At 63.8% G+C, this 23,929-nt stretch carries 20 protein-coding genes; 3 read left to right on the forward strand and 17 right to left on the reverse strand.

The window, feature by feature from the left end; all coding sequences use genetic code 11:
* Nucleotides 1-5: 5 nt before the first annotated feature.
* The 11 genes from ACODRW_RS06305 to invF all read right to left on the reverse strand — a co-directional run bounded on the left by ACODRW_RS06305 (nt 6) and on the right by invF (nt 10,926).
* Complete coding sequence (locus tag ACODRW_RS06305) at nt 6-266, reverse strand: EscS/YscS/HrcS family type III secretion system export apparatus protein (RefSeq protein WP_019104573.1); 261 nt, start codon at nt 264-266, stop codon at nt 6-8.
* A 138-nt stretch (nt 267-404) separates the two neighbouring features.
* Entirely contained in the window at nt 405-1,064 is a 660-nt protein-coding gene (locus tag ACODRW_RS06310) for an EscR/YscR/HrcR family type III secretion system export apparatus protein (RefSeq protein ID WP_107798946.1), read from the reverse strand.
* Nucleotides 1,054-1,947: a YscQ/HrcQ family type III secretion apparatus protein gene (locus ACODRW_RS06315; protein WP_253314154.1), complete on the reverse strand. Its 894-nt coding sequence runs from the start codon at nt 1,945-1,947 to the stop codon at nt 1,054-1,056. Before ACODRW_RS06315 ends, ACODRW_RS06310 begins: the two co-directional genes overlap by 11 nt.
* Nucleotides 1,947-2,990 carry a SpaN/EivJ family type III secretion system needle length determinant gene (locus ACODRW_RS06320; RefSeq protein ID WP_488905379.1) on the reverse strand — a complete coding sequence of 348 codons (1,044 nt, stop codon included), beginning with the start codon at nt 2,988-2,990 and terminating at the stop codon, nt 1,947-1,949. Before ACODRW_RS06320 ends, ACODRW_RS06315 begins: the two co-directional genes overlap by 1 nt.
* Nucleotides 2,978-3,430 carry a hypothetical protein gene (locus ACODRW_RS06325; RefSeq protein ID WP_019103510.1) on the reverse strand — a complete coding sequence of 151 codons (453 nt, stop codon included), beginning with the start codon at nt 3,428-3,430 and terminating at the stop codon, nt 2,978-2,980. Before ACODRW_RS06325 ends, ACODRW_RS06320 begins: the two co-directional genes overlap by 13 nt.
* Entirely contained in the window at nt 3,414-4,703 is a 1,290-nt protein-coding gene (gene sctN / locus ACODRW_RS06330; RefSeq protein ID WP_227105388.1) for a type III secretion system ATPase SctN, read from the reverse strand. Before sctN ends, ACODRW_RS06325 begins: the two co-directional genes overlap by 17 nt.
* Nucleotides 4,700-5,107, reverse strand: a complete 408-nt coding sequence (gene spaK / locus ACODRW_RS06335; RefSeq protein ID WP_107800828.1) for an SPI-1 type III secretion system chaperone SpaK — start codon at nt 5,105-5,107, stop codon at nt 4,700-4,702. The genes sctN and spaK overlap by 4 nt, the downstream gene beginning before the upstream one ends.
* Nucleotides 5,108-5,122: 15 nt before the next feature.
* Complete coding sequence (locus tag ACODRW_RS06340) at nt 5,123-7,183, reverse strand: EscV/YscV/HrcV family type III secretion system export apparatus protein (RefSeq protein WP_488905380.1); 2,061 nt, start codon at nt 7,181-7,183, stop codon at nt 5,123-5,125.
* Nucleotides 7,184-7,290: 107 nt separating this feature from the next.
* Complete coding sequence (locus tag ACODRW_RS06345) at nt 7,291-8,424, reverse strand: YopN/LcrE/InvE/MxiC type III secretion system gatekeeper (RefSeq protein ID WP_304502826.1); 1,134 nt, start codon at nt 8,422-8,424, stop codon at nt 7,291-7,293.
* Nucleotides 8,414-10,150, reverse strand: a complete 1,737-nt coding sequence (gene sctC, locus ACODRW_RS06350; RefSeq protein ID WP_488905381.1) for a type III secretion system outer membrane ring subunit SctC — start codon at nt 10,148-10,150, stop codon at nt 8,414-8,416. The genes ACODRW_RS06345 and sctC overlap by 11 nt, the downstream gene beginning before the upstream one ends.
* Nucleotides 10,147-10,926 carry an AraC family transcriptional regulator InvF gene (gene invF, locus ACODRW_RS06355; protein ID WP_488905382.1) on the reverse strand — a complete coding sequence of 260 codons (780 nt, stop codon included), beginning with the start codon at nt 10,924-10,926 and terminating at the stop codon, nt 10,147-10,149. The genes sctC and invF overlap by 4 nt, the downstream gene beginning before the upstream one ends.
* Nucleotides 10,927-11,333: 407 nt before the next feature.
* Here invF and ACODRW_RS06360 point away from each other — a divergent pair, with 407 nt between their 5' ends.
* The 3 genes from ACODRW_RS06360 to ACODRW_RS06370 all read left to right on the forward strand — a co-directional run bounded on the left by ACODRW_RS06360 (nt 11,334) and on the right by ACODRW_RS06370 (nt 18,447).
* A complete protein-coding gene (locus ACODRW_RS06360) occupies nt 11,334-13,784 on the forward strand; it encodes a c-type cytochrome (protein WP_107800832.1) in 2,451 nt (816 codons plus the stop codon).
* 9 nt (nt 13,785-13,793) lie between these two features.
* Nucleotides 13,794-15,671, forward strand: coding sequence for a GMC family oxidoreductase (locus tag ACODRW_RS06365; RefSeq protein ID WP_488905383.1), 1,878 nt, complete (start codon nt 13,794-13,796; stop codon nt 15,669-15,671).
* Between the two features lie 139 nt (nt 15,672-15,810).
* Complete coding sequence (locus ACODRW_RS06370; RefSeq protein ID WP_488905384.1) at nt 15,811-18,447, forward strand: hypothetical protein; 2,637 nt, start codon at nt 15,811-15,813, stop codon at nt 18,445-18,447.
* 209 nt (nt 18,448-18,656) lie between these two features.
* On the opposite strand, the gene ACODRW_RS06375 is transcribed toward ACODRW_RS06370, so the two are convergent.
* From ACODRW_RS06375 to ACODRW_RS06400, 6 genes are all read right to left on the reverse strand, one after another.
* Entirely contained in the window at nt 18,657-19,859 is a 1,203-nt protein-coding gene (locus ACODRW_RS06375; protein WP_488905385.1) for a hypothetical protein, read from the reverse strand.
* Between the two features lie 108 nt (nt 19,860-19,967).
* On the reverse strand, nt 19,968-21,101 hold the full coding sequence (locus tag ACODRW_RS06380) for a hypothetical protein (RefSeq protein WP_488905386.1): 1,134 nt from the start codon (nt 21,099-21,101) through the stop codon (nt 19,968-19,970).
* Nucleotides 21,102-21,161: 60 nt separating this feature from the next.
* Complete coding sequence (locus ACODRW_RS06385) at nt 21,162-21,986, reverse strand: hypothetical protein (RefSeq protein ID WP_488905387.1); 825 nt, start codon at nt 21,984-21,986, stop codon at nt 21,162-21,164.
* Nucleotides 21,987-21,999: 13 nt separating this feature from the next.
* On the reverse strand, nt 22,000-22,479 hold the full coding sequence (locus tag ACODRW_RS06390; protein WP_488905388.1) for an InvB/SpaK family type III secretion system chaperone: 480 nt from the start codon (nt 22,477-22,479) through the stop codon (nt 22,000-22,002).
* Nucleotides 22,476-22,898, reverse strand: coding sequence for a TcdA/TcdB catalytic glycosyltransferase domain-containing protein (locus ACODRW_RS06395; protein ID WP_488905389.1), 423 nt, complete (start codon nt 22,896-22,898; stop codon nt 22,476-22,478). Before ACODRW_RS06395 ends, ACODRW_RS06390 begins: the two co-directional genes overlap by 4 nt.
* A gap of 168 nt (nt 22,899-23,066) precedes the next feature.
* Complete coding sequence (locus tag ACODRW_RS06400) at nt 23,067-23,909, reverse strand: hypothetical protein (RefSeq protein ID WP_488905390.1); 843 nt, start codon at nt 23,907-23,909, stop codon at nt 23,067-23,069.
* Nucleotides 23,910-23,929 lie beyond the last annotated feature (20 nt).

The following is a 23,929-nucleotide window of genomic DNA, read 5'->3' on the forward strand; positions in this document are numbered from 1 at the left end:
CCGCCTCAGCCCCGGGCCAGCGCCATGCGCATCACCTCCCGGCCAAAGCCGAGCAGGGTTTCGCCGTACCAGCCGGACAACAGGAACAGGCACAGGCTGACGCCGAACAGCTTGATGCCGAAGGGCAGCGTCTGCTCCTGCAACTGGGTCACGGTCTGGAACAGGCCCACCAGCAGGCCGATGGCGGTGGCCACGATGATGGGCCAGGCCGACATCAGCAACACCAGGTACAGCGCCTTGTTGCCGGCGAACACCAGATCATTCATAGCAAAACTCCAAAATTGAGGCGGGCGGCATGGACAGCGCGGTACTCCGCCCGCTCCATGAAAGCCATTCGCTCCGAGACGCGGAAAGCAAAACCAAACGCAGCGCCATGCCGTGGCGGGACGGTTTGCTCCGCCCGGCTAGGTCGCCAAATCCAAGTACTGCAACACCAAGCCCTTGGACAACAAAGTCCAGCCGTCCAACGCCACGAACAGCACCAGCTTGATCGGCACCGAAATCGTCACCGGGCTCATCATCATCATCCCCAGCGCCAGCAAGATGCTGGAGATCACCAAATCCACCACCACGAAGGGCAGGTAGAGATAAAAGCCGATCTTGAACGCGCTCTTGATCTCGCTGAGCGCGTAGGCCGGCAGCAAGGCGAAGAGGGACGGCTGTTCGTCCTCGGCCGCGTTGCCTGTTTCGCGCTCGGTGCGCTGCGCCTGGGCTTTTTCAAAGAAACTCACCAGTTCCGGATCGGAATACTTCTGCAAATAGCCGCGATAACCGTCCAGGCCGTTTTCGACAAAGTTGCTCACCGATTCCACGCTGTTGAAGCTGACCTGTTCTTCCTGGTAGTGGCTGTAGGCCTGCTGCGCGATCGGCAGCATCACGAACATCGACAGCATCAGCGCGATGCCGTTGAGCGTCATATTGGACGGCACCTGCTGCAGGCCCAGCGCGTTGCGCACCATCACGAACACGATGGAGAACTTGATGAAGCAAGTCCCGGAAGCGATCAGGAAAGGCAGCAGCGTGGCGAAGGCCAGCAGCGCGATCAGCGAAATATCATTCGACATCGGCGGCTCCGCCCAGCCACTCCGTCACTTCCACCCCCAGATGGCCGGCCAGCTGCACCAGTTCGCCGCGTCCCAGCAGCGCGCCGTTGGCGCGCACTTCCACCCGCCGCTCCACGTCCGCCGGCAGGTTCAACAACTGGCCCCGGCACAAGTCCTGCAGCTCCGTCAGCGTCACCCGCCCGCGGTGCAGCACGAATTCCAGCTCCACCGGCAGCTGTCCCATGTCGCGCGCCGGCGCTTCCTGCTCCGCCGCCTGTTGCGATTCATCCCATTCCATGACGATTCCTTCCTCATACGTTTGATAAGTGCCCAGCGCGCGGTCGTGGCAGCGCACCGCCGCCGCCGGCTCGCGGATCAGCAGCACGTCGCCGCGCGTCACGCCACGCAACAAGCCCAGGCTGATGCGGCTGTCGCCGATGACGAAGCGCAGCGGCCAGCTCAACAAGGGCGCCGGGTCCGGCGCGTCTCCGGCCTCGAACGCCGGCGCGCGCTCCAGCCACAGCGGCCCCTCGGCGCACATCACCCGCAGCAGCGGCTGGCGCGGCAAGGCGTCGCCCGGCCCCGCCTCGCCCAGGCTCAAGCGCTGGTAGGCCAGCTCCGGCATCGGCGGCGTCAGCGGCCGTTCCGCCGCCGCCAGCCATTGCGCCGCCTGCGCCTCCACCCCGGCGGACAAGGCCAACCGCGCCAGTTCCGGCGCGGCGTTCTCCAGCCAGGCGCGCGCTTGCAGCCAGCCCTGCCAACGCTGGTCCGCGTCGGCCACAGACAGCCACAAGCCGCCGCGCGGCGGCGTTTCCAGCGTCGCGTCCCAGCCCTGGCGCCGCCAGGCGGCGGCGGCGAGGCTCAAGGCGCGTTCACGCGCGTCGATTTGTCTGAGCGCCAGCATCAGGCGTCCTCCTCCTCATCCCGCTGCGGCTGCTGCCGGCCCTGCTCGTGGCCGTCGTCGCGGGCCATCTGCCATTGCTGCGGGTTGCCGGACTGCCATTGCTCGCCCAAACGCTGTTGCACCAGGCTGTCCGAGGGCTGCAGGCTGAGCACACCGCCGGGCTGGCTCTGCACGTTCACCGCGTGTTCGCCGCCCCAGCGCTGAAAGCGGTAGGTCAGGCCCGGCTGGGCCGGCTCCGGCGCGCTGGGCGCGGACGGCGTCGTCTGGCTCAAGGCAGGGTCCTGCCGCGGCCGCGCCTGCGGAGCGGCTTCGCGCGGCGGCGGCGTCGCCGGCGCGGACGGTTGGGCCGGCGGAGGCGTCAGCGCCGCGGCCGCCGGAGCGGATTCTGTCTTGCGCGTCTCTCCGCCTTCGCGCGCGGCGGCCGGCGTCGGGACCGGCGCGGCGGCTTCGGCTTTCGACACGGTCCGTCCGAGCGGCGTCGGCGCGGCGGCTGCCGTCTGCGGCGCGGCGGCGGGAAGCGAGGCTTCGCCCTTGGCCGAGGCGTGCTCGGCTTTGCGCAGCGCCGGCTCAGCCTTGGACTGCGCCCCCAGCGTCTGCGCCACGACTTTGACCGGCGCGTCGGCCGTCGGCGCCAGGCTGGCCGCATGCTGGGCCGCCAGCGCCGCGGCGGCGGCCTGCGCGCCTTGCGGCCGGGCCGCGGTCTTGCCGCGCGCGCTGGCGTCCGGTCCTTCGCCCTCGCCCAGCGGCGTCCGGCCGCGCTTGCCCGGCGCGGACAGCGCGGCTTCCGCCGCATGGCGGCCGCCGGCGCTCAGCCGCGCCGCGTTCCAGTGCGGCGGCAGCGGCGGCTGCCACAGCGCCCCGGCCGGCAGGCGGGAGCGGTCCCGCTCGCGTTCGCCGGCCTCGTCCTCGCCGTCGCGTTCCGGATCGGCGGCGTCTTGCCGCTGCCTTTGGGCTTCGCGGGCAAAGGCTTCAGCGGCGCCGTCGGCTTCGGCCGCCGGCCGGGCGTCCATGCTCGGCGCGGGAATAGGCGTCATCGCTTCCATATCGTCCTCTCTTCCTGCTCGGCCTCGTCCAGCCGCAAACGCCGCATGCGTTCCTGGCGGCGCTGCAGCTTGGCCCAGCGTTGATACTTGTCTTCCTTGCGCAGCCATTGCCGACGCAAGACCTGTTGTTCCTCGCGCCGGCCGGCCAGGCCCTGGCGCTGTTCTTCTAGCTGGCCGCTTTGCAGGTCCAGGTTCTGCAACTGACGTCGCAGCACCGCCTGCTTGCGCTGCAAGGCGAACAGCTGGCCGCGGCTCATCGCCCCGGCCGGCCGTTGCGCCAGCAGCAATTGGCGCAGGCCCTGGCCCTGCGAGGCCAGCGCTTCTTGCTCCGCCGCCAGCGCGCCGTCCTGGCGCGCCAGCTGAGCCAGCTCGGCCTCGCAACGCGATTGCGCCGCCTGACAACGGCGCAGCAGCGCGCCCAGCTTAGGCAACAAGCTCATGCAGGCTGCGCAGGGTGTCGGCGAAACCCGCGCCTTCGTCCACCGGCTGGCGCAGCCAGCGCCGCAGCGCCTCGCGCGCATTCATCGCCCGGTCGTTGTCGGGGTTCTCGCCGGGGCGGTATTCGCCCAGGTCGATGAAGACTTGCAACTCTTCCAGCCGCGCCATCAAGGCGCGCAGCGCCGAGGCCGCCTGCAGATGGCCGCCGTCGCAGACCTGCCCCGCCACGCGGCTGGCGCTCTTGAGCACGTCGATAGCCGGGTAATGGCCCTGACCGGCCAGCTTGCGGCTCAGATAGATGTGGCCGTCCAGGATGGAGCGGATCTCGTCGGCCATCGGGTCCGGCTCGTCGTCGCTCTCCAGCAGCACGGTGTAGAAGGCGGTAATGCTGCCGCCGCGGGTGGCGCCGGGGCGCTCCAGCAGCCGCGGCAGGCTGTCGAACACCGAGGCCGGGTAGCCGCGCCGCGCCGGCGGTTCGCCGGCGGCCAGCGCCACGTCGCGCAGCGCGCGGGCATAGCGGGTCATGGAGTCGACGAAGAGCACCACTTTCTTGCCCTGGTCGCGGAAGTACTCGGCCACCGTGGTGGCCAGCAGCGCCGCGTTGCAGCGGTCCACCGAGGAGAAGTCCGAGGTGGCGAACACCAGCGCGCAGCGCTCGCGCTTGGGCGAGGCGCGCAGCGATTCGGCGAATTCGGTTACTTCGCGGCCGCGCTCGCCGATCAGGCCGATGACGAAGACGTCGGCGTCGCTCTGCTCGATCAGCATGTGCATCAGCACGGTCTTGCCGCAGCCGGCGGAGGCGAAGATGCCGACGCGCTGACCGACGCCGCAGGTCAGCAGGCCGTCGATGGCGCGCACGCCGGTGGCCAGCGGCTCGCGTATGCCCACGCGCCGCGAGTACGGCGGCGGATCGGCGTCGATGCCGCGCTCCTCGCCGCCGACGCCGGCCTCGGGCGCGAAGCGCTCGACGATGCGGCCGGTGGGGTCCAGCACCGCGCCCAGCGCCGACTCGCCTATCCAGGCCGCCAAGGCGCGGCCGGTGGGCTGCAGCACCGCCTCGCGCGACAGGCCGCGCGCGTTGCCGATCAGACTGAGCACGGCGCGCGGGCCTTGAAAGCCCACCACCTGGGCGCGGGCCACCACCTCGCGGTCCTGCCAGCTGCGGCGGATGTCGCACAGCTCGCCTATCGCCACCTCGGGCAGCGCGGCTTCCAGAATGGGGCCGGACAGGCGTTGCGGATACGCCAGCCGGCGCAGCAGGCGCGGCGCTTTCATCGCAGCAGCGACTCGCTGAAGCGTTCCAGCGCGTCGAAGAAGCCGTTCAAGGCCTCGGAGAAGCGCTTGCCGTCGGCCAGATAATCCGGGTGGGCCATCGCCTTCAGCTCCAGATAGCCGTCGTTGGCGGCCAGTTGCAGCTGGCCGCCGCGGGCGAAATGGCAGCCCTGCATCAGGTCCTGCAGCAATTGGCCGGCGCGCTGGGCCAGCACCGCCTCGTTGTGCTCGCCCAGCCGCGACCACAGCCACACCTCGCCGTCCTGGGCGCTGACGTGGATGCTGGGCAGATCGTGCAGATCCAGCGCAATGGTGGAATGGCTGTCCAGCTCGCCCAGCAGGGCGGGATCGCAGCCGCTCTCTTCCAAGGCGGAGCGGACCAGTTGGGCGATATCCATGGCGAACATAGGCGGAATCCTTTTTTAAATGGTTTTGATCACGTTCACCGACACGCTGTCGGCGATTTCGCCGAAGGACACCACTTCCAGGTCGCGGAAGCGGGTTTCGACCAGTTTCTTGATGAAGCGCCGCACGTCCACCGAGGCCAGCAGCACCAGGTCCTTGTGCGCGATGCCCATGCCGTCCAGGCCGAGCGCGAACAGGTCCATCAGCTCGTCCGAAGCCGCCGGCTCCAGATTGAGGAAGGCGCCGGCCGAGGTCTGGCGTATGCCCTTGCGCACCATGTCCTCCACCTCGGCGGACATCATCACCGCGCGCAGTTCGCCGCCGCTGGCGAACTTGTGGCAGATGTAGCGCGCCAGCGCGCCGCGCACATGCTCGACCAGATTGATCACGTCTTTCTCGCGCGGCGCCCACAGCGCCAGCGCCTCCATGATCAGCTTCATATTGCGCACCGAGATGCGCTCGGCCAGCAGCCGTTGCAACACTTCGGCGATGCGCTGCACCGTGGCGTGGCGCAGCACTTCCTTGAGCAGGTCCGGGTATTTGGCCTCCAGCTGATCCAGCATGTGCTTGGTTTCCTGGACGCCGAAGTATTCGTTGACGTGGCGCGCCAGCAGCGCGGCCAGGCAGTGATAGAGCTCGTCCAGCGCCGGGCGCAGCTGGTAGCCCAGCTTGGCCAGCTTGTCGCCGTCGGCCGGGCGCACCCAGGCGCACTGGCTGGCGCCCTGGGCGCTGAACACCGGCTGCGCCAGCGCGGCGGCCTCGTCCGAATAATTGATCACCCGCAGCAGATCGAAATGCAGTTCAAACTCGTCGGCGCGGATTTCGTTGATCAGCACCGCCACCCGGTTGTCCGGCAGGCCTTCGCCGTCGCGCAGCAGCATGTCCGGCAGCCTCACCCCGTAGTCGATGAAGAACTGGCTGCGCAGGCGCTCGGCCAGCTGCGCCTGCTCCAGCGCGGCGCGGCGCGCCTTGGGCACCAGCAGGATCAGCGGCACGGTTTCCGCCGCCACCTTGTCCAGATTGCCGATCAGGCCCAGGGAGCTGTCCTTGCCGCTCGCCGGCGCCCCGCCGGCCGCGGCCGCCGCCGGAGACTGGGCCGCGCCCGGCGCGCCTTTGCCGGCCATGCGGCGCTTGTAATAGAACAGGCCGCCCAGCGCCGCGGCCAGGATCAGGAACACGATCAGCGGGAAGCCGGGCAGCATACCCACCGCCAAAGCCAGCACCGCGGTCACCACCAGCACGAACGGGTTGCCCAGCAACTGGCTCATGATGTTGCGGCCCATATTGTCGCTGTCGCCGTTGACGCGGGTGACGATGAAGCCGGCGCTGATGGCGATCAGCAGCGCGGGGATCTGCGCCACCAGGCCGTCGCCGATGGTGAGCATGGTGTAGGTGGACAGCGCGGTGGACAGGTCCATGCCGTGCTGGGTCATGCCCACGGCGATGCCGCCGATGAAGTTGACGAAGATGATGATGATGCCGGCGATGGCGTCGCCCTTGATGAACTTCATCGCGCCGTCGAAGGAGCCGTAAAGCTGGCTTTCGCGCTCCAGCACGCTGCGGCGTTCGCGCGCGCCGTCGGCGTCCACGATGCCGGCCTTGAGGTCGGCGTCGATGCTCATCTGCTTGCCGGGCATGCCGTCCAACGAGAAGCGCGCCGCCACCTCGGCCACCCGCTCCGAGCCCTTGGTGATGACGATGAACTGCACCACGGTGACGATGGAGAACACCACGAAGCCCACCGCCAGGCTGTCGCCGATCACGAACTGGCCGAAGGTGTTGATGATCTCGCCCGCGTCCGCCTCGATCAGGATCAGGCGGCTGGTGCTGATGGACAGCGCCAGCCGGAACAGGGTGGTGATCAGCAGCACCGAGGGAAAGGTGGAAAAGCTGAGGATGCGGTCGATGTAGAAGGAGCCCATGAACACCAGCACGGCGATCACGATGTTGAGGCCGATCAGGAAGTCCACCAGATAGGTGGGCAGCGGGATGATCAGCATCGCGATGATCATCACCATCAACAGCAGGATCAGCAATTCCGGCCGCGAGCGCGCGCCGTTGAGCAGGGAATTAAACACCGTTAGTCATCCAAAGCGATTCGATATTGGCGACGGGCCGCGGCCCGCCGGGAAAAACAGCCAGGCAAGACGGGACGTGTCCCCCCGCCTTGCCTGGCGGCTCTCGTTTACTCCGCGCCGCCGCCCTCGGCCTCGCGCCGGCGCTCGGCCAGCTCGTGGCGGTAAGCGATGGCGGCCAGGCGGCGGAATTCCTCCTGCAAGGCGTCCAGCCAGCGTTCGTCGACGAACAACTGCGGCGGCAGCGCCTTGCAGGCCTGGTACAGCGCCTGCAGCAAGGTGGAATGCTCGCTGTGGCGGCTGAGCAAGGCGGTGTCGCCCACCGTCTCCGCCAGCAGGCCGTCCAGCTGCTGCGGCTGTTGCAACAGCGACAGCAGGAACAACAGCCAGTCCGCCTCGCTGGGGTTGAAGGCGCATACCTGCGGGTTGGCCAGCATGCGGCCGACGAAGAGCGCGTCGGCCGAACGCAGCAGCTTGAGCTGGCTCAGCCGGCCCAGCAGATTGCCGAACTCCAGCCGCGAACAGCTGGCGTCCAGCGAATCGATGTCGGCCAGCAGCGCGCCTTCGATGAAATCCAGCACCACCGCCCGGCGCTGGTAGCCGTAGCTGCCCACCCAGTCGGCGTAAATCTCCACTTCCGCCGCCTCGCTCTCCAGAAACTGGCGGTAGCTGGCGCGCAGCAGGCCGGGGCTCAGGGACAAAGCCTTGCCGAACAGCCTCGCCTTCAGCGCGCAATTGATGCCGGCCTTCAAAGGCTTGGCCTCGGCTTGCTCCTCCACCTGCTTGAGCAGGGCCTGCAGGCGTTTGCGCACCACCTCGTCCAGCTGACGGCGGCGCAGCAGTTCGCGCAGCACCAGCACCAGATCGCTGTCGTCCGGGAACAAGGAACGCGCCTGGCGCAGCAAGTCCTCGGCGCTGATCCCGTGGGACTTGGCCACGTTCACGATCTGCTGCGCCTTGGGCTGGGCTTCCTCGTCCAGCACCCGTTCGAAACTGTCGGCCAGATGGCCCAGCTTCTTGTCGTAATCGCGGCGGTTGCGGAACTGGGTCAGCGCCGCCGACATTTCATCGGTGGACTGGACGAAGCGCTGCACCTCGGCCGCCGGGCTGGCGTCCTCCACCTGCTGCGCGTCCGCCTGCCGGGCCTCGCCCTGGCGCTGGGCGTCGCGCTGGGCGTCCAGCTTGCCCTGATGCTTGGGCGAGCGGACGCCGAAGACCGGCGGCGGACGGCCGCTAATGTCCACGCGTCGCGCCCTTGGCCGCGCCCTCGGCGCGCTGTTCGCGGTCCAGATAATCCCGCACCCATTGCTGCAGCGGATCGCTGGAGATGCCGCCCTCCTTGGCCACCGCCGCCGACAGATCGCTGGCGTCCGGCGTCAGCGGATCGTCGATCTCGCGCGGCTGAATCAGGAACACGCGCACGGTATTGCTCTGGTTCTGGCTGCGGTAGCGGAACAGGCCGCCCACCAGCGGCAAGCTGCCCAAGAACGGCACCTTGTTGTTCTGCTCGATATTGGCGTCGCGGGTGTAACCGCCTATCAACAGGCTCTTGCCCTGCGGCACCCGGGCCACGGTGCTGATGCGGGTGCGGCCCACCTCGGGCAAGGCGTCCTGCGGGTCCTTGTCGTAATCCGGGCTCTTGGCCTCGCGGCCGTCCTCGATATTCAGCGACATCTCGATCTGGCCGTCGGCGGAGAAGCGCGGCAGCACGCTGACCAGGGTGCCGTAGGTCACGTGCTGCAGGCTGGAATTGCGCTCGCCCACCAGCTTGGCGTAGAAGGTGCGGTTATTGTCGAAGATGGCCGGCACGTTTTCCTGGGTCAGCACCACCGGGCGCGACACCACATTGGCCTTGTTCTTCTGCGACAACGCCATCACCGAGGCGATGAAGCGGGTGCCGTCCAGCGTGCTGATCGAATTGCTGGGGTTCAGCGCCACGCCCAGCTTATTGCCCACGGTGACGCTGCCGCTCCAGTTGACGCCCAGCTGATCCAGATCGCCCTTGTCCAGATCGATGATCCACAGCGACAGCTCCACATGGCGCTTGGCCACGTCCAGCGCCAGCGCCAGGTTTTCGATGAAGCGCACCTGTTCGGTGGTGCCCTTGATCAGCAGGCTGTTGGTGTCCGGATAGGCGATCACCTTGATGTCGCCGGCCGCCGTGTCCTGCTTCAGCGCGTCGGGCAGGCTGAGGCCGGCCTGGTAGGCCGGCGCCTTGAGCTCCCCGCCGGCGGGAAAGTCCGGCATCGCCGGGATGTCGCTGCCCCGCGCCGGCGGCCGCGCCGGATTGGCGGCGGTCTGCAAGGGCTTGTCCTCGCCCTGCAGCAGCTTCTCTATCACCGTGGCCATGCCGGGGATGACGATTTTCTGGTCGCGCAACTCATAGCTGCGGTCGCTGACGAAGGTGTTGTTGAGCCGCACCACGCCGATCTTCTGCCGACCCAGCTCGATGCCGTCGCTCTGCTTGTCCATGAAGCCGGCGGCGTTGACCACCAGATCCACGAAGACCGGCGGCCCGGACACGTAGAAAGTGCCGCTGCGGTTGTCTCCGCGCAGCGGATAGCGCTTGTCGTAGAGGCCGGACTTGCGCAGGAAGTCGTTGAAGGCGGAGAGCGAGACATTGCGCAGCGACACCACCGCGTTGCGGGTTTCGCTGGCGTCGTAGACGTAGATGGCCTGGCCGTCGTGATACCAGATCAGGCCCAGCTGCTGGGTCATCTTGTCCAGCAGCGCCTGCGGATTGGCCAGGTCGAAATCGCCGCTGATCTGCTTGCGCGCCGCCTGCTTGCTGACGATCACCGGCTTTTTCAGCCGCGAGGAAATCGCGTCGAAGAAAGAACGCAGGCCCTCCTTCTTGGCGACGTAGCCGGCGGAGTCGGCGGCGCGCGCCGGTTCCGGCGCGGCGGCGGCCGGCAGGGCCGCGAGCAGCGTCGCGGCCAGCAGCGCGGCGGATAAAAAGCTTCGATTCATTTGGTGGCCAGTTGAATGATATTGGACAGACCGCGCGGCGACACGCCGATCAGTCCCTTGATTTCGTTGGAAAAATGCGACGACGAGGCGTAGCCGTGCTTGAGCGCCACCTGGGTCAGGTTTTCCCGTCCCTCCGCCACGTCCAGCAGCGAGCGGGCCATGCGCCAGTCGCGCAGCTCGGTCTTGGCCGCGTTGCCCAAGGCGTGGCGGCACAAGCGGCGGAAGTGGGAGTAGGACACGCCGTAGCGTTCGCCCAGCGCCTGCAGCTTGTCGCCGCAGGTGGACTGGGCCAGCAGGAAGCGCACCAGCCAATAGCTCTCGCTGCGGCGCAATAGCGACAGCAGCGCGGCGAAGGCCGGCGACGGCGTCAACACTTGGAGCAAGAACCAGTATTCGCAGCGCTTGCGGTCCTGCCAGGCGCTCAGATCGGCCAGCGGCAATTGCGCGCAACGCGCCTCGCCTGCCGACGCGTCCGCGTCGCGGGCCTCGTCGGTCTTGGCTTCGTCGACAAAAGCCAGCAGCTTGCTCAAGGGCTCCAGCCGGACCGGCTGGAAGGCCAGCTCGCCGGCGGCCACGCTCACATCCACGCGGTCCAGCAGCAGCAGGCCCTGCCAATCCGCCGCCAGGGTCAGCGTTTCCGCGCCCTCTTCCCAGCTCAATTCCAGCCGCGCCTCTTCCCGGCGCGGCGGCAGCAGCCAGACGTCCTGGGCCGGCGCGCAGCGCTTGGCGGCGGCCTCCAAAGTCTCCAGCGGGAGCAACACATCGTTATCGGTCATCGGTCAAACGCCCTGCCGGGCTCGTGCTTGGACCGGGAAAGTGTCCCCCAGCGCCGCGGGCGAATCCTGATGCAAATCTGATGGGATCCCGAGTTTTCGCTCCAGCGCCCGCCAGATAGAAAGAACAGGCCCGCCGCGACGGCCCTCGCGCGGCGCAGGCCGCAGCGAGCGCGCAGGCGCGCCCCGCTTGAGCCGGGATCAGCGCCGCGATTATCCCTTTCCCCGCCGCGGGCAACTTTCAACTATCGACCATGGCGCCGGCTTTTCGCCATCCGTAAGAACGCTCAGCAAAACTACGCGGGCGCGGGCGCGCCGCCGCCGTGCTATAGGCAGAGATAGGCCCGACATGCCAAATAAATGATCGAACCAAAATCAAAAACCGCCGTGCTGCCGATGGAGAGAATGCGATGGCCCAGTTGACCCCAACCCTGCGCCGGGGAGCGGCGTTGCTCTTGCTGTTGAGCCTGGCCGGCTGCCGGGACGGCGAGCCCAAGCCCGGCACCGTGCTGGACGAAGCCAAGCAGGCCCAACGCACGGTGGAATCCTTCCCCGCCGCCGACGAGGACTACTTCAAGGACATGGACAGCGCGGTGGCGCTGGACGCCGCCGAAGTCAAAGGCCGCAACACCTGGCTGGTGTGGACCGGCGGCAACGACAGGCTGTGGGATAAGCTCGCCACCGTCAGCGTGGGCAATCTGGACCTGCTCAAGACCCTGTCCTCCCACCCCGGCCTCAAGTTCAGCCGCGACAACCGCTGGAACTATCTGGGCCTGGTCAACGAGCCCTGTTTCGACAAGGCGGGCGGCCCGGACGACAAGCGCTTCGGCCTGTGGCTGGACCAACGCCGCGCCGATTGCCCGAAAGACCCGTTCGAGAACGAGCAGAAATATCCGGGCGTGGCCATAGGCGCGCGCGGCAAGAACCTGCCCGCCGGCTCCTTCTACGGCTACGCCACCGGCGTGGTGGGCCTGCGCCTGTTCCCCAACCCGGCCTTCGACGAAGCCGCGGCCAAGAAATGGGACGCCAAGCGCTATTACGAAGACCCGACGTATTACAACGACAAGGACCTGATCCGCCCCTACCGCGTGGGCATGTCCTGTGCGTTCTGCCACGTCGGCCCCAATCCGGTGAAACCGCCGGCGGACCCGGAACATCCGAAGTGGGAAAACCTGAGCTCCAACGTCGGCGCCCAGTATTTCTGGGTGGACCGCATCTTCTCCTGGCAGGCCGACCCCAGCAGCTTCCCCTTCCAGCTGTTCCACACCTCGCGCCCCGGCGCGCTGGACACCTCGCTGATCTCCACCGACTCCATCAACAACCCGCGCACCATGAACGCGGTGTACGGCCTGGGGCCGCGGCTGGACATCGCCAAGCGCTGGGGCAAGGAAACCCTGGCCGGCGGCGGGCTCAACAACAAGCAGTTCAACGACTTCGTCAAAGACGGCCCGCTGACCCAGTTCTTCCAGCCGCCCAAGACCGTATGGACGCCGCGGGTGCTGAAAGACGGCTCGGACTCGGTGGGCGCGCTGGGCGCGCTGAACCGCGTGTATCTGAACATCGGCCTGTTCAGCGAGGAATGGCTGCTGCATTTCAACCCGCTGGTGGGCGGCAAGACCATCACCCCGATCCAGATCGCGGACGCGCGCAAGAACTCGGTGTACTGGCAATCCACCGAGCAGCAGACCGTGAACATGGCGCTGTTCTTCCTGAAGAGCACGGACCCGCACAAGCTGAAGGACGCGCCCGGCGGCGAGCAATACCTGAGCCGCGACGCCGCCCAACTCAGCCGCGGCAAGGTGGTGTTCGCGGAAAACTGCGCGCGCTGCCACTCCAGCAAGCTGCCGCCCAAAGTGCCGCCGCTGGACCCCACCGCCGGCTGCGCCGGCCCGGACTACCTGGGCTGCTTCAACAAATACTGGGACTGGACCAAGACCGAAGACTTCAAATCGCAAATGCGCCAGATCGTCCAGGCCGACGACTTCCTGAAGGACAACTACCTGTCCACCGAGCTGCGGGTGCCGGTGACCTTGCTGCAGACCAATGCCTGCAGCCCGCTGGCCACCAATGCGCTCAAGGGCAATATCTGGGACAACTTCTCGTCCAAAACCTATAAAGACCTGCCCTCGGTCGGCGAGATCACCGTGCACAACCCCTTCACCGGCGCGCCCTCGCAATACAAGATGCCGGCCGGCGGCCGCGGCTACACCCGTCCCGCCTCCTTGATCAGCGTCTGGTCCACCGCGCCCTTCCTGCTCAACAACAGCCTGGGCAAATTCAATCCCAGCCCGTCGGTGGCCGCGCGCATGGAGTCCTTCAACGACTCCATCCAGAAACTGCTGTGGCCGGAAAAACGCGAGAAGGACACGATGCTGGGCGCCAAAATCCCCGGCCTGATAGACCGCACCACCGCCCGCAGCTATCTGCGCGTGCCCACCGGCTACCTGCCGGACGCGCTGCAAGAACTGCAAGGCCCGCTGCAACGCTATCTGCCCTGGCTGTTCGGCAAGGACGGCGTGGAACTGGGCCCGATTCCGGCCGGCACCCCGGTCAACCTGATCTCCAACCTGCAGGTGACGCTGGACAACCCCTCGCTGGGCGAACGGCTCAAGCACGACAAGAAGCTGCTGGACCTGCTGCTCAAGATCAAGCACGACCTCAAGGCGCTGCCGCCGGGCGCCAGCGACGAAGAGGCGCGCAAGGTGTTCGCCAACCTGGCGCAGCCGATGCTTGAGCTGAGCACCTGCCCGGACTTCGAGGTCAACCGCGGCCATTACTTCGGCACCGGCTACCAAAGCAAGGAACCCGGCCTCAGCGACAGCGACAAGTACGCGCTGATCGAATTCCTGAAAACCTTCTAAAGGCGCTCCATGGACGAATACGAATACATCGTGGTGGGTTCCGGCGCCGGCGGCGGCACGCTGGCGGCGCGGCTGGCCGAGGCCGGGCACCGGGTCATGCTGCTGGAGGCCGGCGGCGACCCGCGCGCGCTCAAGGGCGGCGACGCCTGGCAGCCCCAGGCGGAACGGCTGCCCGACGATTACGATGTGCCGGTGTTCCACGCGCTGGCCTCGGAAAACGAAGCAATGAAGCTGGACTACTTCGTCCGCCACTACGCCGACGACGCCCAGCAAAAACGCGACCCCAAATACCGCGCGCAATGGAACGGCCAGAACGTGGACGGCGTGCTCTATCCGCGCGCCGGCGCGCTGGGCGGCTGCACCGCCCACAACGCCATGATCACCGTCTACCCGCACAACGCGGACTGGGACGGCATCGCCCAGCTCACCGGCGACCCCAGCTGGCGCGCGGACCACATGCGCGGCTATTTCGAACGGCTGGAGAACTGCCACCACCGCCCGCTCTACCGCTGGCTGGGCCTGCTCGGCGTCAACCCCACCCGCCACGGCTGGCGCGGCTGGCTGCAAACCGAGAAGGCGATCCCGGAATCCGCGCTGGGCGACGCCGGCCTGGTGGACACCCTGCTGGTATCGGTGGACAAGGTCTTCCAGGAGGTGGACGTGCCGCACCGCAGCTGGCGCTGGCTGCTGCAAGGCCAGGCCGATCCCAACGACTGGCGGCTGGTGCGCGACAACGCCGTCGGCGTCTGCTACCCGCCGCTGGCCACCCGCAATCATCAACGCAACGGCAGCCGCGAACGGGTGCTGGACGCGGCGGCCCGCCACCCGGAACGGCTGCGCGTCGAGCTGGACGCGCTGGCCACCCGGGTGCTGTTCGACGAAGGGCAGCGCGCGGTCGGCGTGGAATACCTGAAGGGCGCCGGCCTTTACCGCGCCAGCGGCCGGGTCAGCGAAGCCGCCGGCGAGCGCCGCGAAGTCCGCTGCAGCCGCGAAGTCATCCTGGCCGGCGGCGCCTTCAACAGCCCTCAGCTGCTGATGCTGTCCGGCATCGGTCCGGCCGCCCATTTGCAAGAGCACGGCATCGCGCCGCGGGTGGACCTGCCCGGCGTCGGCCAGAACCTGCAGGACCGCTACGAAGTGGGCGTGGTCAACCGGATGAACTTCAAGCACTGGGAAGTGCTGAAAGACGCGGAATTCGCGCCCGGCGACCCGCAATACAAGCAATGGGCGGAAGGCCGCAAGGGCGTTTACACCACCAATGGCGCGGTGCTGGCGGTGATCCGCCGCTCGGCGCAGGAACGGCCGCTGCCGGACCTGTTCTGCTTCGCGCTGCTGGGCCTGTTCAAAGGCTATTTCCCCGGCTACTCGCGCCTGTTCCCCGAACACCTGAACTACCTGACCTGGGCCATTCTCAAGGCGCACACCAATAACCGCGCCGGCACGGTGAAGCTGCGCTCCGCCGACCCGCGCGACCCGCCGGACATCAACTTCCACTACTTCGAGGAAGGCAGCGCCGGCGGCGATCAGGATCTGGACTCGGTGGTGGAAGGCATCAAGTTCGTGCGCAGCCTGACCGCCGATCTGAAAAAGCAGAACCTGATCGCGGAGGAGGAACTGCCCGGCGAGGCGCTGCAAAGCGATGACGAACTGCGTCAGTTCGTCCGCGACAACGCCTGGGGCCACCATGCCTCCTGCAGCTGCGCGATCGGCGCGCGCGAAGCCGGCGGCGTGCTGGACAGCCGCTTCCGCGTCCACGGCGTCAGCGGCCTGCGCGTGGTGGACGCCTCGGTGTTTCCGCGCATTCCCGGCTTCTTCATCGTCTCCGCGGTCTACATGATCGCGGAGAAGGCGGCGGAGGCGATTTTGGAAGACGCCAAGCGCTCATAAGCGCTGCGGGATGGCGCCCAGGCGCGAACCGGCCTTGCCGAGTGGCCTTTAGGCGTGGAGAGGATAGGGAAGCAAACCCATATCATCTCCCCGCCCCACCCGCGCCGCCACCTCGACCCATTCCGTCGGAAAGGACCCGATGAGCACCCCGACCCAGCCCTTCTCCCAAGTCCACGCCGACGAACGCGCCGGCCTCGCCGCCGCGCGGGCGGAAGAAGGCGTGGAACGCCCAGGCGGCGGCGAAGCGCCGCAAGCCGGCCTCGCCTTCTCCGGCGGCGGCATCCGCAGCGCCACCTTCAACCTGGGCGTGCTGCAAGCGCTGGCCAGCAGCCGCTGGCTGCGCGAGTTCGACTACCTGTCCACCGTGTCCGGCGGCGGCTACCTCGGCGGCTGGCTGTCCGCGCTCAAGCGCCGCGCCGGCAACGCCGGCATGGAACAGACGCTGCGCGACCATCAGGGCCGCCAGCCGGCCATCCAGTTCCTGCGCGACTACAGCAACTACCTGACGCCCAAGACCGGCCTGTTCAGCCTGGACACCCTGTCCGCCGTCATCACCTACTGGCGCAACTTCATCCTCAACCAGATCGTGCTGCAAAGTCTGCTGCTGGCGCTGCTGCTGGGCCCCCATTTCCTGGTGGGCCTGGCGCGCAGCCTCGCCGCCTGGCCCTACGCGGGCACCGCCGCGCTGGCCGTGGCCGCCGCCTCCGCCGTGCTGTCCGCCCTGCTGGCGCGCGCCACCACCCGCGACGGCAAAACCGCCGCCTCGCCCAATGCCCCGGCCTGCAGCATAGGGCTATTGCTGCTTTTCTGTTACGCGATGGCGGTGTTCACCCTCCAGCAACTGGAAAACCGCGCCGATTTCTGGCACCAGCTGCCGCTGTGGCGGGTGGCCCTGGTCTCCAGCCTGGCCTACGCCGGCTACTGGGCCTTGCTCGCGCGCGGCTTCAGCCAGCTGCGCGGCAACGGCTATCTGCGCAGCGTGCTGTGGGCGCTGCTGGCCGGCCTGGCCGGCGGCGGCAAGCTGTGGCTCTTGCTGCAGGCGCTGGATTACGGCCTGGGCATCCGCGCGCCGCTGGCCCAGGCCTGGTATGTGGTGGCCGGCGCCTTCGCCGTGCTGCCGCCGGTGTTCGCCCTCAGCGCCGCGCTGCACATCGGCCTGGTCAAACGCAGCTTCTCCGATCTGCAGCGCGAATGGTGGTCGCGCCTGGGCGGCCTGCTGCTGGCGCTGGATCTGGCGCTGGTGCTGCTGTTCCTCGTGGTGGCGCTGTCGCTGCCGCTGCTGGCGGTGACCGCCGACTGGCTGCGCGCGCTGACCCTGCCGGCCTGGCTGCTGACCACCTTGGCCGCGGTCTGGCAAGGCCAGTCCGCCAAAACCGGCTGCGGCCAGTCCGCCGACTGGCGCGACCTGGTCGCCCGCATCGGGCCTTACGTCTTCGTCGCCGGCTTGCTGATCCTGCTCAGCGCCGGCCTCAGCTGGCTGCTGGCGGCGCTGGAGATCCACGCCGACGGCTGGCAGCTGCGCCAACAGTTGTGCGGCTTTCAGCGCTGCGGCCTCAGCGATTGGACCGCGCTGCATTTCGCCGCCTCGGAACAACAGGGCATGGGCGGCGGGCTGTACGCGGCGCTGATCCTGGCCTTCGTCGGACTGGCCGTGTTCGCCTCCTCCCGCTTCGACATCAATCTGTTCTCGCTGCACAACTTCTACCGCAACCGGCTGACGCGCGGCTATCTGGGCGCCAGCGCGCCGCAACGGGCGGACACGGTCAACCGCTTCACCGGCTTCAACGCCGACGACGACCTGCCGCTGGCCGAGCTGGCCGGCTCGCCTTCCGGCCCGCCGCAGCGGCCCTACCACCTGATCAACACCGCCCTCAATCTGGTGGCCGGCGACGACCTGGCCTGGCAGCAGCGCAAGGCCGCCTCCTTCACCTTCACCCCGCTGTACTGCGGCTACAAATTTCCCGACAGCGCGCCGGAAGTCATCGACGCCTTTGTGCCCACCCGCGCCTATATGCACGACGACGCCACCGGGGCCGAGCAGGGACCGATGCTAGGCTCGCTGATGGCGGTGTCCGGCGCCGCGGTCAGCCCCAACCAGGGTTATCACAGCTCTCCGGCGGTGACTTTTCTGCTGACGGTGTTCAATGTGCGGCTGGGCCGCTGGTGCCCCAATCCGGGCAAGCCCGGCGCCGCGCTGCAGGCGATGTCCCCGCCGCAGGGCTGGGTCTATCTGTTGAATGAATTGCTGGGCCGGACCAACGCCCGTTCGGACTTCGTCTATCTCAGCGACGGCGGCCACTTCGAAAACCTGGGCCTGTATGAACTGCTGCGGCGGGAATGCCGGCTGATCGTGATCAGCGACGCCGGTCAGGACGAACAAATGACTTTCGAGGACCTGGGCAACGCCATCCGCAAATGCCGGATAGACCTGGGCGCGGAAATCCACATCGACGTGGACGCCATCCGCCGCGATCCGGCCACCGGCCTCAGCCGGTCCGCCTTCGCCGTCGGCTACATCCGCTACGCCTCCGGCGCCAACGGCCACCTGCTCTACCTGAAGCCCTGCCTGCAAGGCCAGGGCATGGAGCCGGTGGACGTGCTGCAATACCGGGCCGAACATCCGGCCTTCCCGCACCAGTCCACGCTCAATCAGTGGTTCGACGAATCCCAGTTCGAGAGCTACCGCAAACTGGGGCTGTGCATAGGCGAACAGGTGGTGAGGGAACTGGACCGCAACGGCGCGGGTTGGCTGGCGGCGGACGGCGGCGGCGCCTGAGCGGGAACAGGCTGAACGTTTCCGGTCCGCCGTCCGGCGTCTCGCTATGCGTATTGGATCATGAGCAGGCGCTTAGAGCCGCTAACAAAAGCTCGCAGAGAAGCTGAGCCAAGGCGCGCCGACGCAGAAAACGAAGTTTCTGCGAAGCTACAGTACCAGTCGTACGACAAGGAGGCGCAACGCAGGGTCAGGGGTTTTGTTAGCGGGTCTTAGGCCATGTCCTTTTGATGCGCCACATCGATAGGAAGCCTAAGTTCGCTATAGTCGGCAGGCATTGGTGCTTTACTTTCAGGCATGCCTTTAATCTTATGTAGCATATCTTTGCTCGGCAATATAAATTGCCCATCGTTTCGGGACAATATCAACTCATTGATATTTCCACCACTCTTTAAATGCTGAATGACCTCATCAATACCAAATGCGCGCGACTCATTTAAAGGATGATCCCCTTTGTTCACCCAAATATGCATATGCAAGGTAGCGGTTGAAGGCGCCACCGGAAAATGGAAAAACAACTTAACCTTATCTTTTTCAGCAGACACCCCATAGGTATCAACTAAACACTGAAGGCTATCCCGCTTTAGTTTTTCCAGCATTCCAACATCGCTTTGCTCCAAATCCAATATAGAAGTCAATGACTTCACGCCTGATTTTAACTCGGCGTTATATTGATTTAATTCCTCACTCTGATTCACCGCTACTTTTTCTATTGAAGGGTCACCCTTCATTTCCTGAATCAAGTCATGTGGCAAAGCAGGATGAACGGCCCAGGCCGTCAGCTGAATGCCTTCTGGCCTAGTGGCCAAATCCGTGACTTGTCCAGCAGTGTAGGTTTGCGACATATAGGGAATATTCGGATAAATCAGAAACCCATTGCCCGTCCCCAACGGGGCAGAGTAATGGAAGATATCGGGATTTTTTTTATACACCTCATTGTATACCTTATCGCCAGGTTCCCAGCTGTTACCGCGTAGCAGCTCAACCAGGAACTGGGTAGTATTTTCGTTTTTGTACGTTTCCTGGAGCTGCGCCAGGTTTGTTGTTGTCAGCCTTACCTGAGCCAGGTCCTTAGTTTGATACTTTTGCAAACCTCTTGGGTTTAGCCATCTGAAACTACCATAGTCGTCTTCAGATTGTTTGGATATATAGACACCATGGGTTAAATCGGCGGCGCCGGATTTGTCTTGCTTAATCAACACCTGATACCTGTCTTGATTTAGCTGGCTCAGGATTTTCCGGTTGTCATCAATGCCGTAAGCATCCAATGTTCTGCGGATCGCAGAGCTTTCGTGTTGTGTCAGGCTGGCCTGAGAGTTACGTACTGCCTGTACATCTAGGGTCTCATGGCATAAGCGACTCGAGTCAGCGGGCAAAGTCGCAGCAGAAGGCCGCAACGCTTGAATTGAAATCATGAGTTATCTCCTGTAATTGTCATATTGCACGTTGCAGGTGCGTTGGCTGCACTTAGTCACTCAGGCTTACTGATCGCACTCCAACGAACAAAAGGCCAAGTATAAATATTACAAAGGCAGATTTAGAACATTGTCGTGCACGCCTTTAAATGGAATACCGCTAATATCCTTAATGGAATCTGAGGTCGGCAAAAAATAATTCCCCCCGTTTCGGTCAAGAACAAGATCGCCAATCTCTTTCCCGGACTTAAGATGCGCAATAATCGCGTCGAGATCGAAAGATCTTGGTTCATTCAGCGGGTGATCGCCTTTGTTTACCCAGGTGTGCAAGTGAAGCGTGGCGGTTTTCTCTGCAACGGGAAAATGGAAAAACATTCTGGTATTGTCATGTTCATTTACAGCATATACATTTCGAAGATGTTGCACTGTCTCTTGTCGCAATTTTTCGAGCTGCGGAAGATGCTCTTGTTTTAAACTCAGAATACTGGTCAAGGAGTCAATCTGTGTTTTTTCATCAATCATCTTTTGTGGCGTCTTTTGGCTTGCCTCAAGCCTCTCAGGGCCTGATTGATGATTTCTTGACTCCAGAAATGAGGACTGTATACCCGGATGAATCGCGTAGGTGCACAAGATGATGCCATGTTTGCTATTTTTGAGTGTTTCGGGAGCGTTGACATAGGCATCCAACACTTTTGCATCGCAGTACGGTGTATTGGGACTAATGAGATATCCATGTTGCGTGCTGTCAATTGGCGAAACAAACTGCGCCAGACTCTCATTCCGGCGATAAAGATCAGTATCTAGGCAGGCCTCTGCATTAAGTACCTTGGTGAGAAAATCCGGCAAGGGAGTCTTCGAGTAGGTCTCGCTAAGCTGTGTTAACTGATCTTTATTCGTAAAGCTGATAACAGCGACATCTGGGGTTTGATATTTCATCAGCCCCTTTGGATTTAACCAGTTAAAGTTGCCATAGCCATCCTCACCCTGTTTGGACACATAGGCACCGTGGGTTAAATCAGAATTACCTGAGTGGTCTTTTTTAATCAACACATGGTATTTATCCTGATTTAGCTGACTTAACGCTTTCCGATTATCATCTATACCGTAGATGTCCAGCGTTCTGTGCATCGGCGAGTTTTGAGTATTGTGCACTGCCCGCACATTTAGGGACTGATTGCGCTGATGACTTTGCTCAGTCGGCGCAATAGAGGTAGAACGATGCAATGTTTGGACTTGGATCATTGTCTATATCCTAATAGAATGTGTTTGTATTATTAAACTCCCACCTGGCAAACAACACCGTCAACCAGAATACTTCCTCACCAGCGCTTTTATATCACCCTGCGCGATAGACTTGGCGTGGATATCGAGCTCGTCAATATTGACGCCTTGCGCCGCCAATCGAGCTAAAAGATGTTCTAGCTGAGGCCGCTGCGGCATATAGTGGCCGGAATCCAGATGAAATGATTTCGCTTTTCCCTGTGCAATGAGTATCATGCCCGCTGATAAAACCGGCTTACCTTCTGTCGTCGAAGTATGTTGCCATTTGCCTTTTTCATATGGATGGACAAAGATATTTCCATCGCGATGGACAACAATGGCAGCGTGGCCCTCCATCCCGGCCTTGCCTGGCAGATGTGTCGTATCTAATAATTTACCCCCTACTTTCCATTCACCCTGTGAAAGCGTTACCCGATAATTAGCGGCTTGATCTGAGGATAGATAATTGATATAGCCGACATCCTGCGACAGAGGATGCTTAGGTTTATTCTTGAGCGTATTGATTTCAACATCGGGATGCTGATCAATCCACTGGAATAGCCCAACCTTGCTATTAGCGTCTTCCTGCCATGCGCTTAATGCACCGGACTGGGCATCAAGACCATTCAACGAAACCCTATCGCGATGCTTCGGATCTTTAATTTCCAGCCAGTATTTTTGATTAGCACCTGCTTCCCCACGGCTTTTTCTTGGCATCATTTCCATAATGAATTGCGCGACTTCTTTGAAACGCATCATTCCTGAGGAGTTTTTTATTGTTTTAACCGGCAGCAACGGAGGCTCACCCTGCTGTTCTGCTTGGCATCTGCCGACCTGGGCGATGTGATTGACTTTAATTTCCAGCATTAAACATCCTTCCTCATCGGTGGCTAGACACAATCTTTAGCGCGCCATAAAAACCATAAATAACTTCACTGAATTTATTTTCAAGCAATGCGCTCGGGTTAATCAATGCTTTTAATTCGAAACCATCATTGCACTTACCCAATGTTAAGTGCCCCGTTTCAACATATTCCATTACAGTTGTGAGAACAGGCATGATGTGCCTGGCATTGTCTATCAACAGCGCCTCACCAATCGGGATAAATGACCAAATGAAGAGGCGATCGTCGACCAGCGAAACATTAATAGATAGCCCTTCATTTAGATCAATGGCTATGGTTGAGTGTGAGTCAAAACCATGCAACAATTGGTCTGAAACGCCCAGCTCGGTCAGCGCATCGCGAACCAAGGAACTAAGTTCATGATGAATATTTTGAGAGAATGATAATGAACTGTAGGTCACAGAATTCAACGACCTGCCCAAGGAGTGGGTTTGATCATTCATTTTTTCGCTCATGGCATTTCCTTTTTCTGCACCGCACGGCCCAGTGGTTTGTCCTCAGACTGCAAGCTCGCCTTCAATTGACTGAACAAGCCGCGTAGTTGTTTTTCCTGCTGATATTGCTTGGCATCCGGAAATAGCGTATTCACTTGTTCGCGGACTTCCTTATTCACCGCGTAAGCGCCGAATGGTTTCGAATCCACCCACAAATTCACCGTGCTGTTCGGGTTTTTCTCCAACCCTCCGCGCAGATATTTCTGCTGGCTGTCGCCAGGCTTGGAGCCAAGCCAAACCATATGGATTTCCGACGACACCGCCTTGAAATCGCTCTTCTCGTAAACCTGAGCAAAACGCTTGCTGGCCTGCACCGATTCCACGCCGGCATTGGAGGATGAGGTTTGAAGCAGACGAACTCCGACTGAATTCAGCATCATGTCTGCGACTCCTGAAAATTAAGAAAATAAAACAGTCGGAAGTATTTAAATCCAAGCCAAGATCAAGCACTTCCAAAAAGCGCTCACCTAAGCCGCGGGCGCCGAGCTGACATAAAAAAAACGGCGCGCCAAATTGGCGCGCCGCTTGCGTCTGAAACCGTCCCGGCTTCAGCGCCGGGCCTGGCGATAGGGCGCCAGCACCTCGGCCAGTTCCGCCCGGTCCTCATGCGGAGCCAGCACCACCAGTTTCGACAGATCCATCTTGCCGTTCAGAAAATCCAGCAGCCGCTCCAGATCGTCCAGATCGCTCATATAGTGGCCGGAAGACAGCATCAGCGACCTGGCCTTGCCCTCGCGCAGCTCTATCATCGCCGCCGCCCGCACCGGCCTGCCGGCGCTGGCGCTGGTATGGTGCAGCCGCCCCGGCACCGCGTCGTGGACAAACAGCCTGTCGTCCCGGTCCAGCACCAAGATGGCGTAGCCGGGCATGCCCAGCTTGCCCTTGGAGCCGGCGGTGTCGATAGCCGTGCCGTCCGGCCGCCGCCATACGCCGTCGGCCACCTCCGCCAGATAGGGCTGGAGCGCGGCGGCGTCGCTCAGATAGCTGACTTGCGGCGCGTCGCCCAAGCGCGCCATCCGCGGCGGCTGGCCCGGCTTGGCCAGGTTGATTTCCAGCTGCGGGCGAGCATCCATCCAGGCGAAGAAGTTTTCCCTGGCGCTGTCCCCGCTGGCCACCCATTGCCGGTGCGCCGGCTGTGCGTACTCCCGGTAGCGATGGCGAGGGTCGCGCGCCTCGCGCAACTCTTCGTCCACCAGTCCGGTTTCGCCTTCTTTGGGCATCAGCGCGGCGACGAAACGGGCGATGTCGCGGAAACGCTCCAAGGGCCGCGGCGCGGGCTCGCCCACGCTGTCGACGCCCTTGAAGGCTTGCGCCAGCCGGCTGGGCGCCGCCGTCGGCGTCGCTTCCGGTCGCGGCGGCGGCATGGCCGCGCCGCTAGCCGAGATTCTCATGCGCTTTGATCCTCTTCATC

The organism is Chromobacterium sp. FG89 (genome assembly GCF_057808735.1).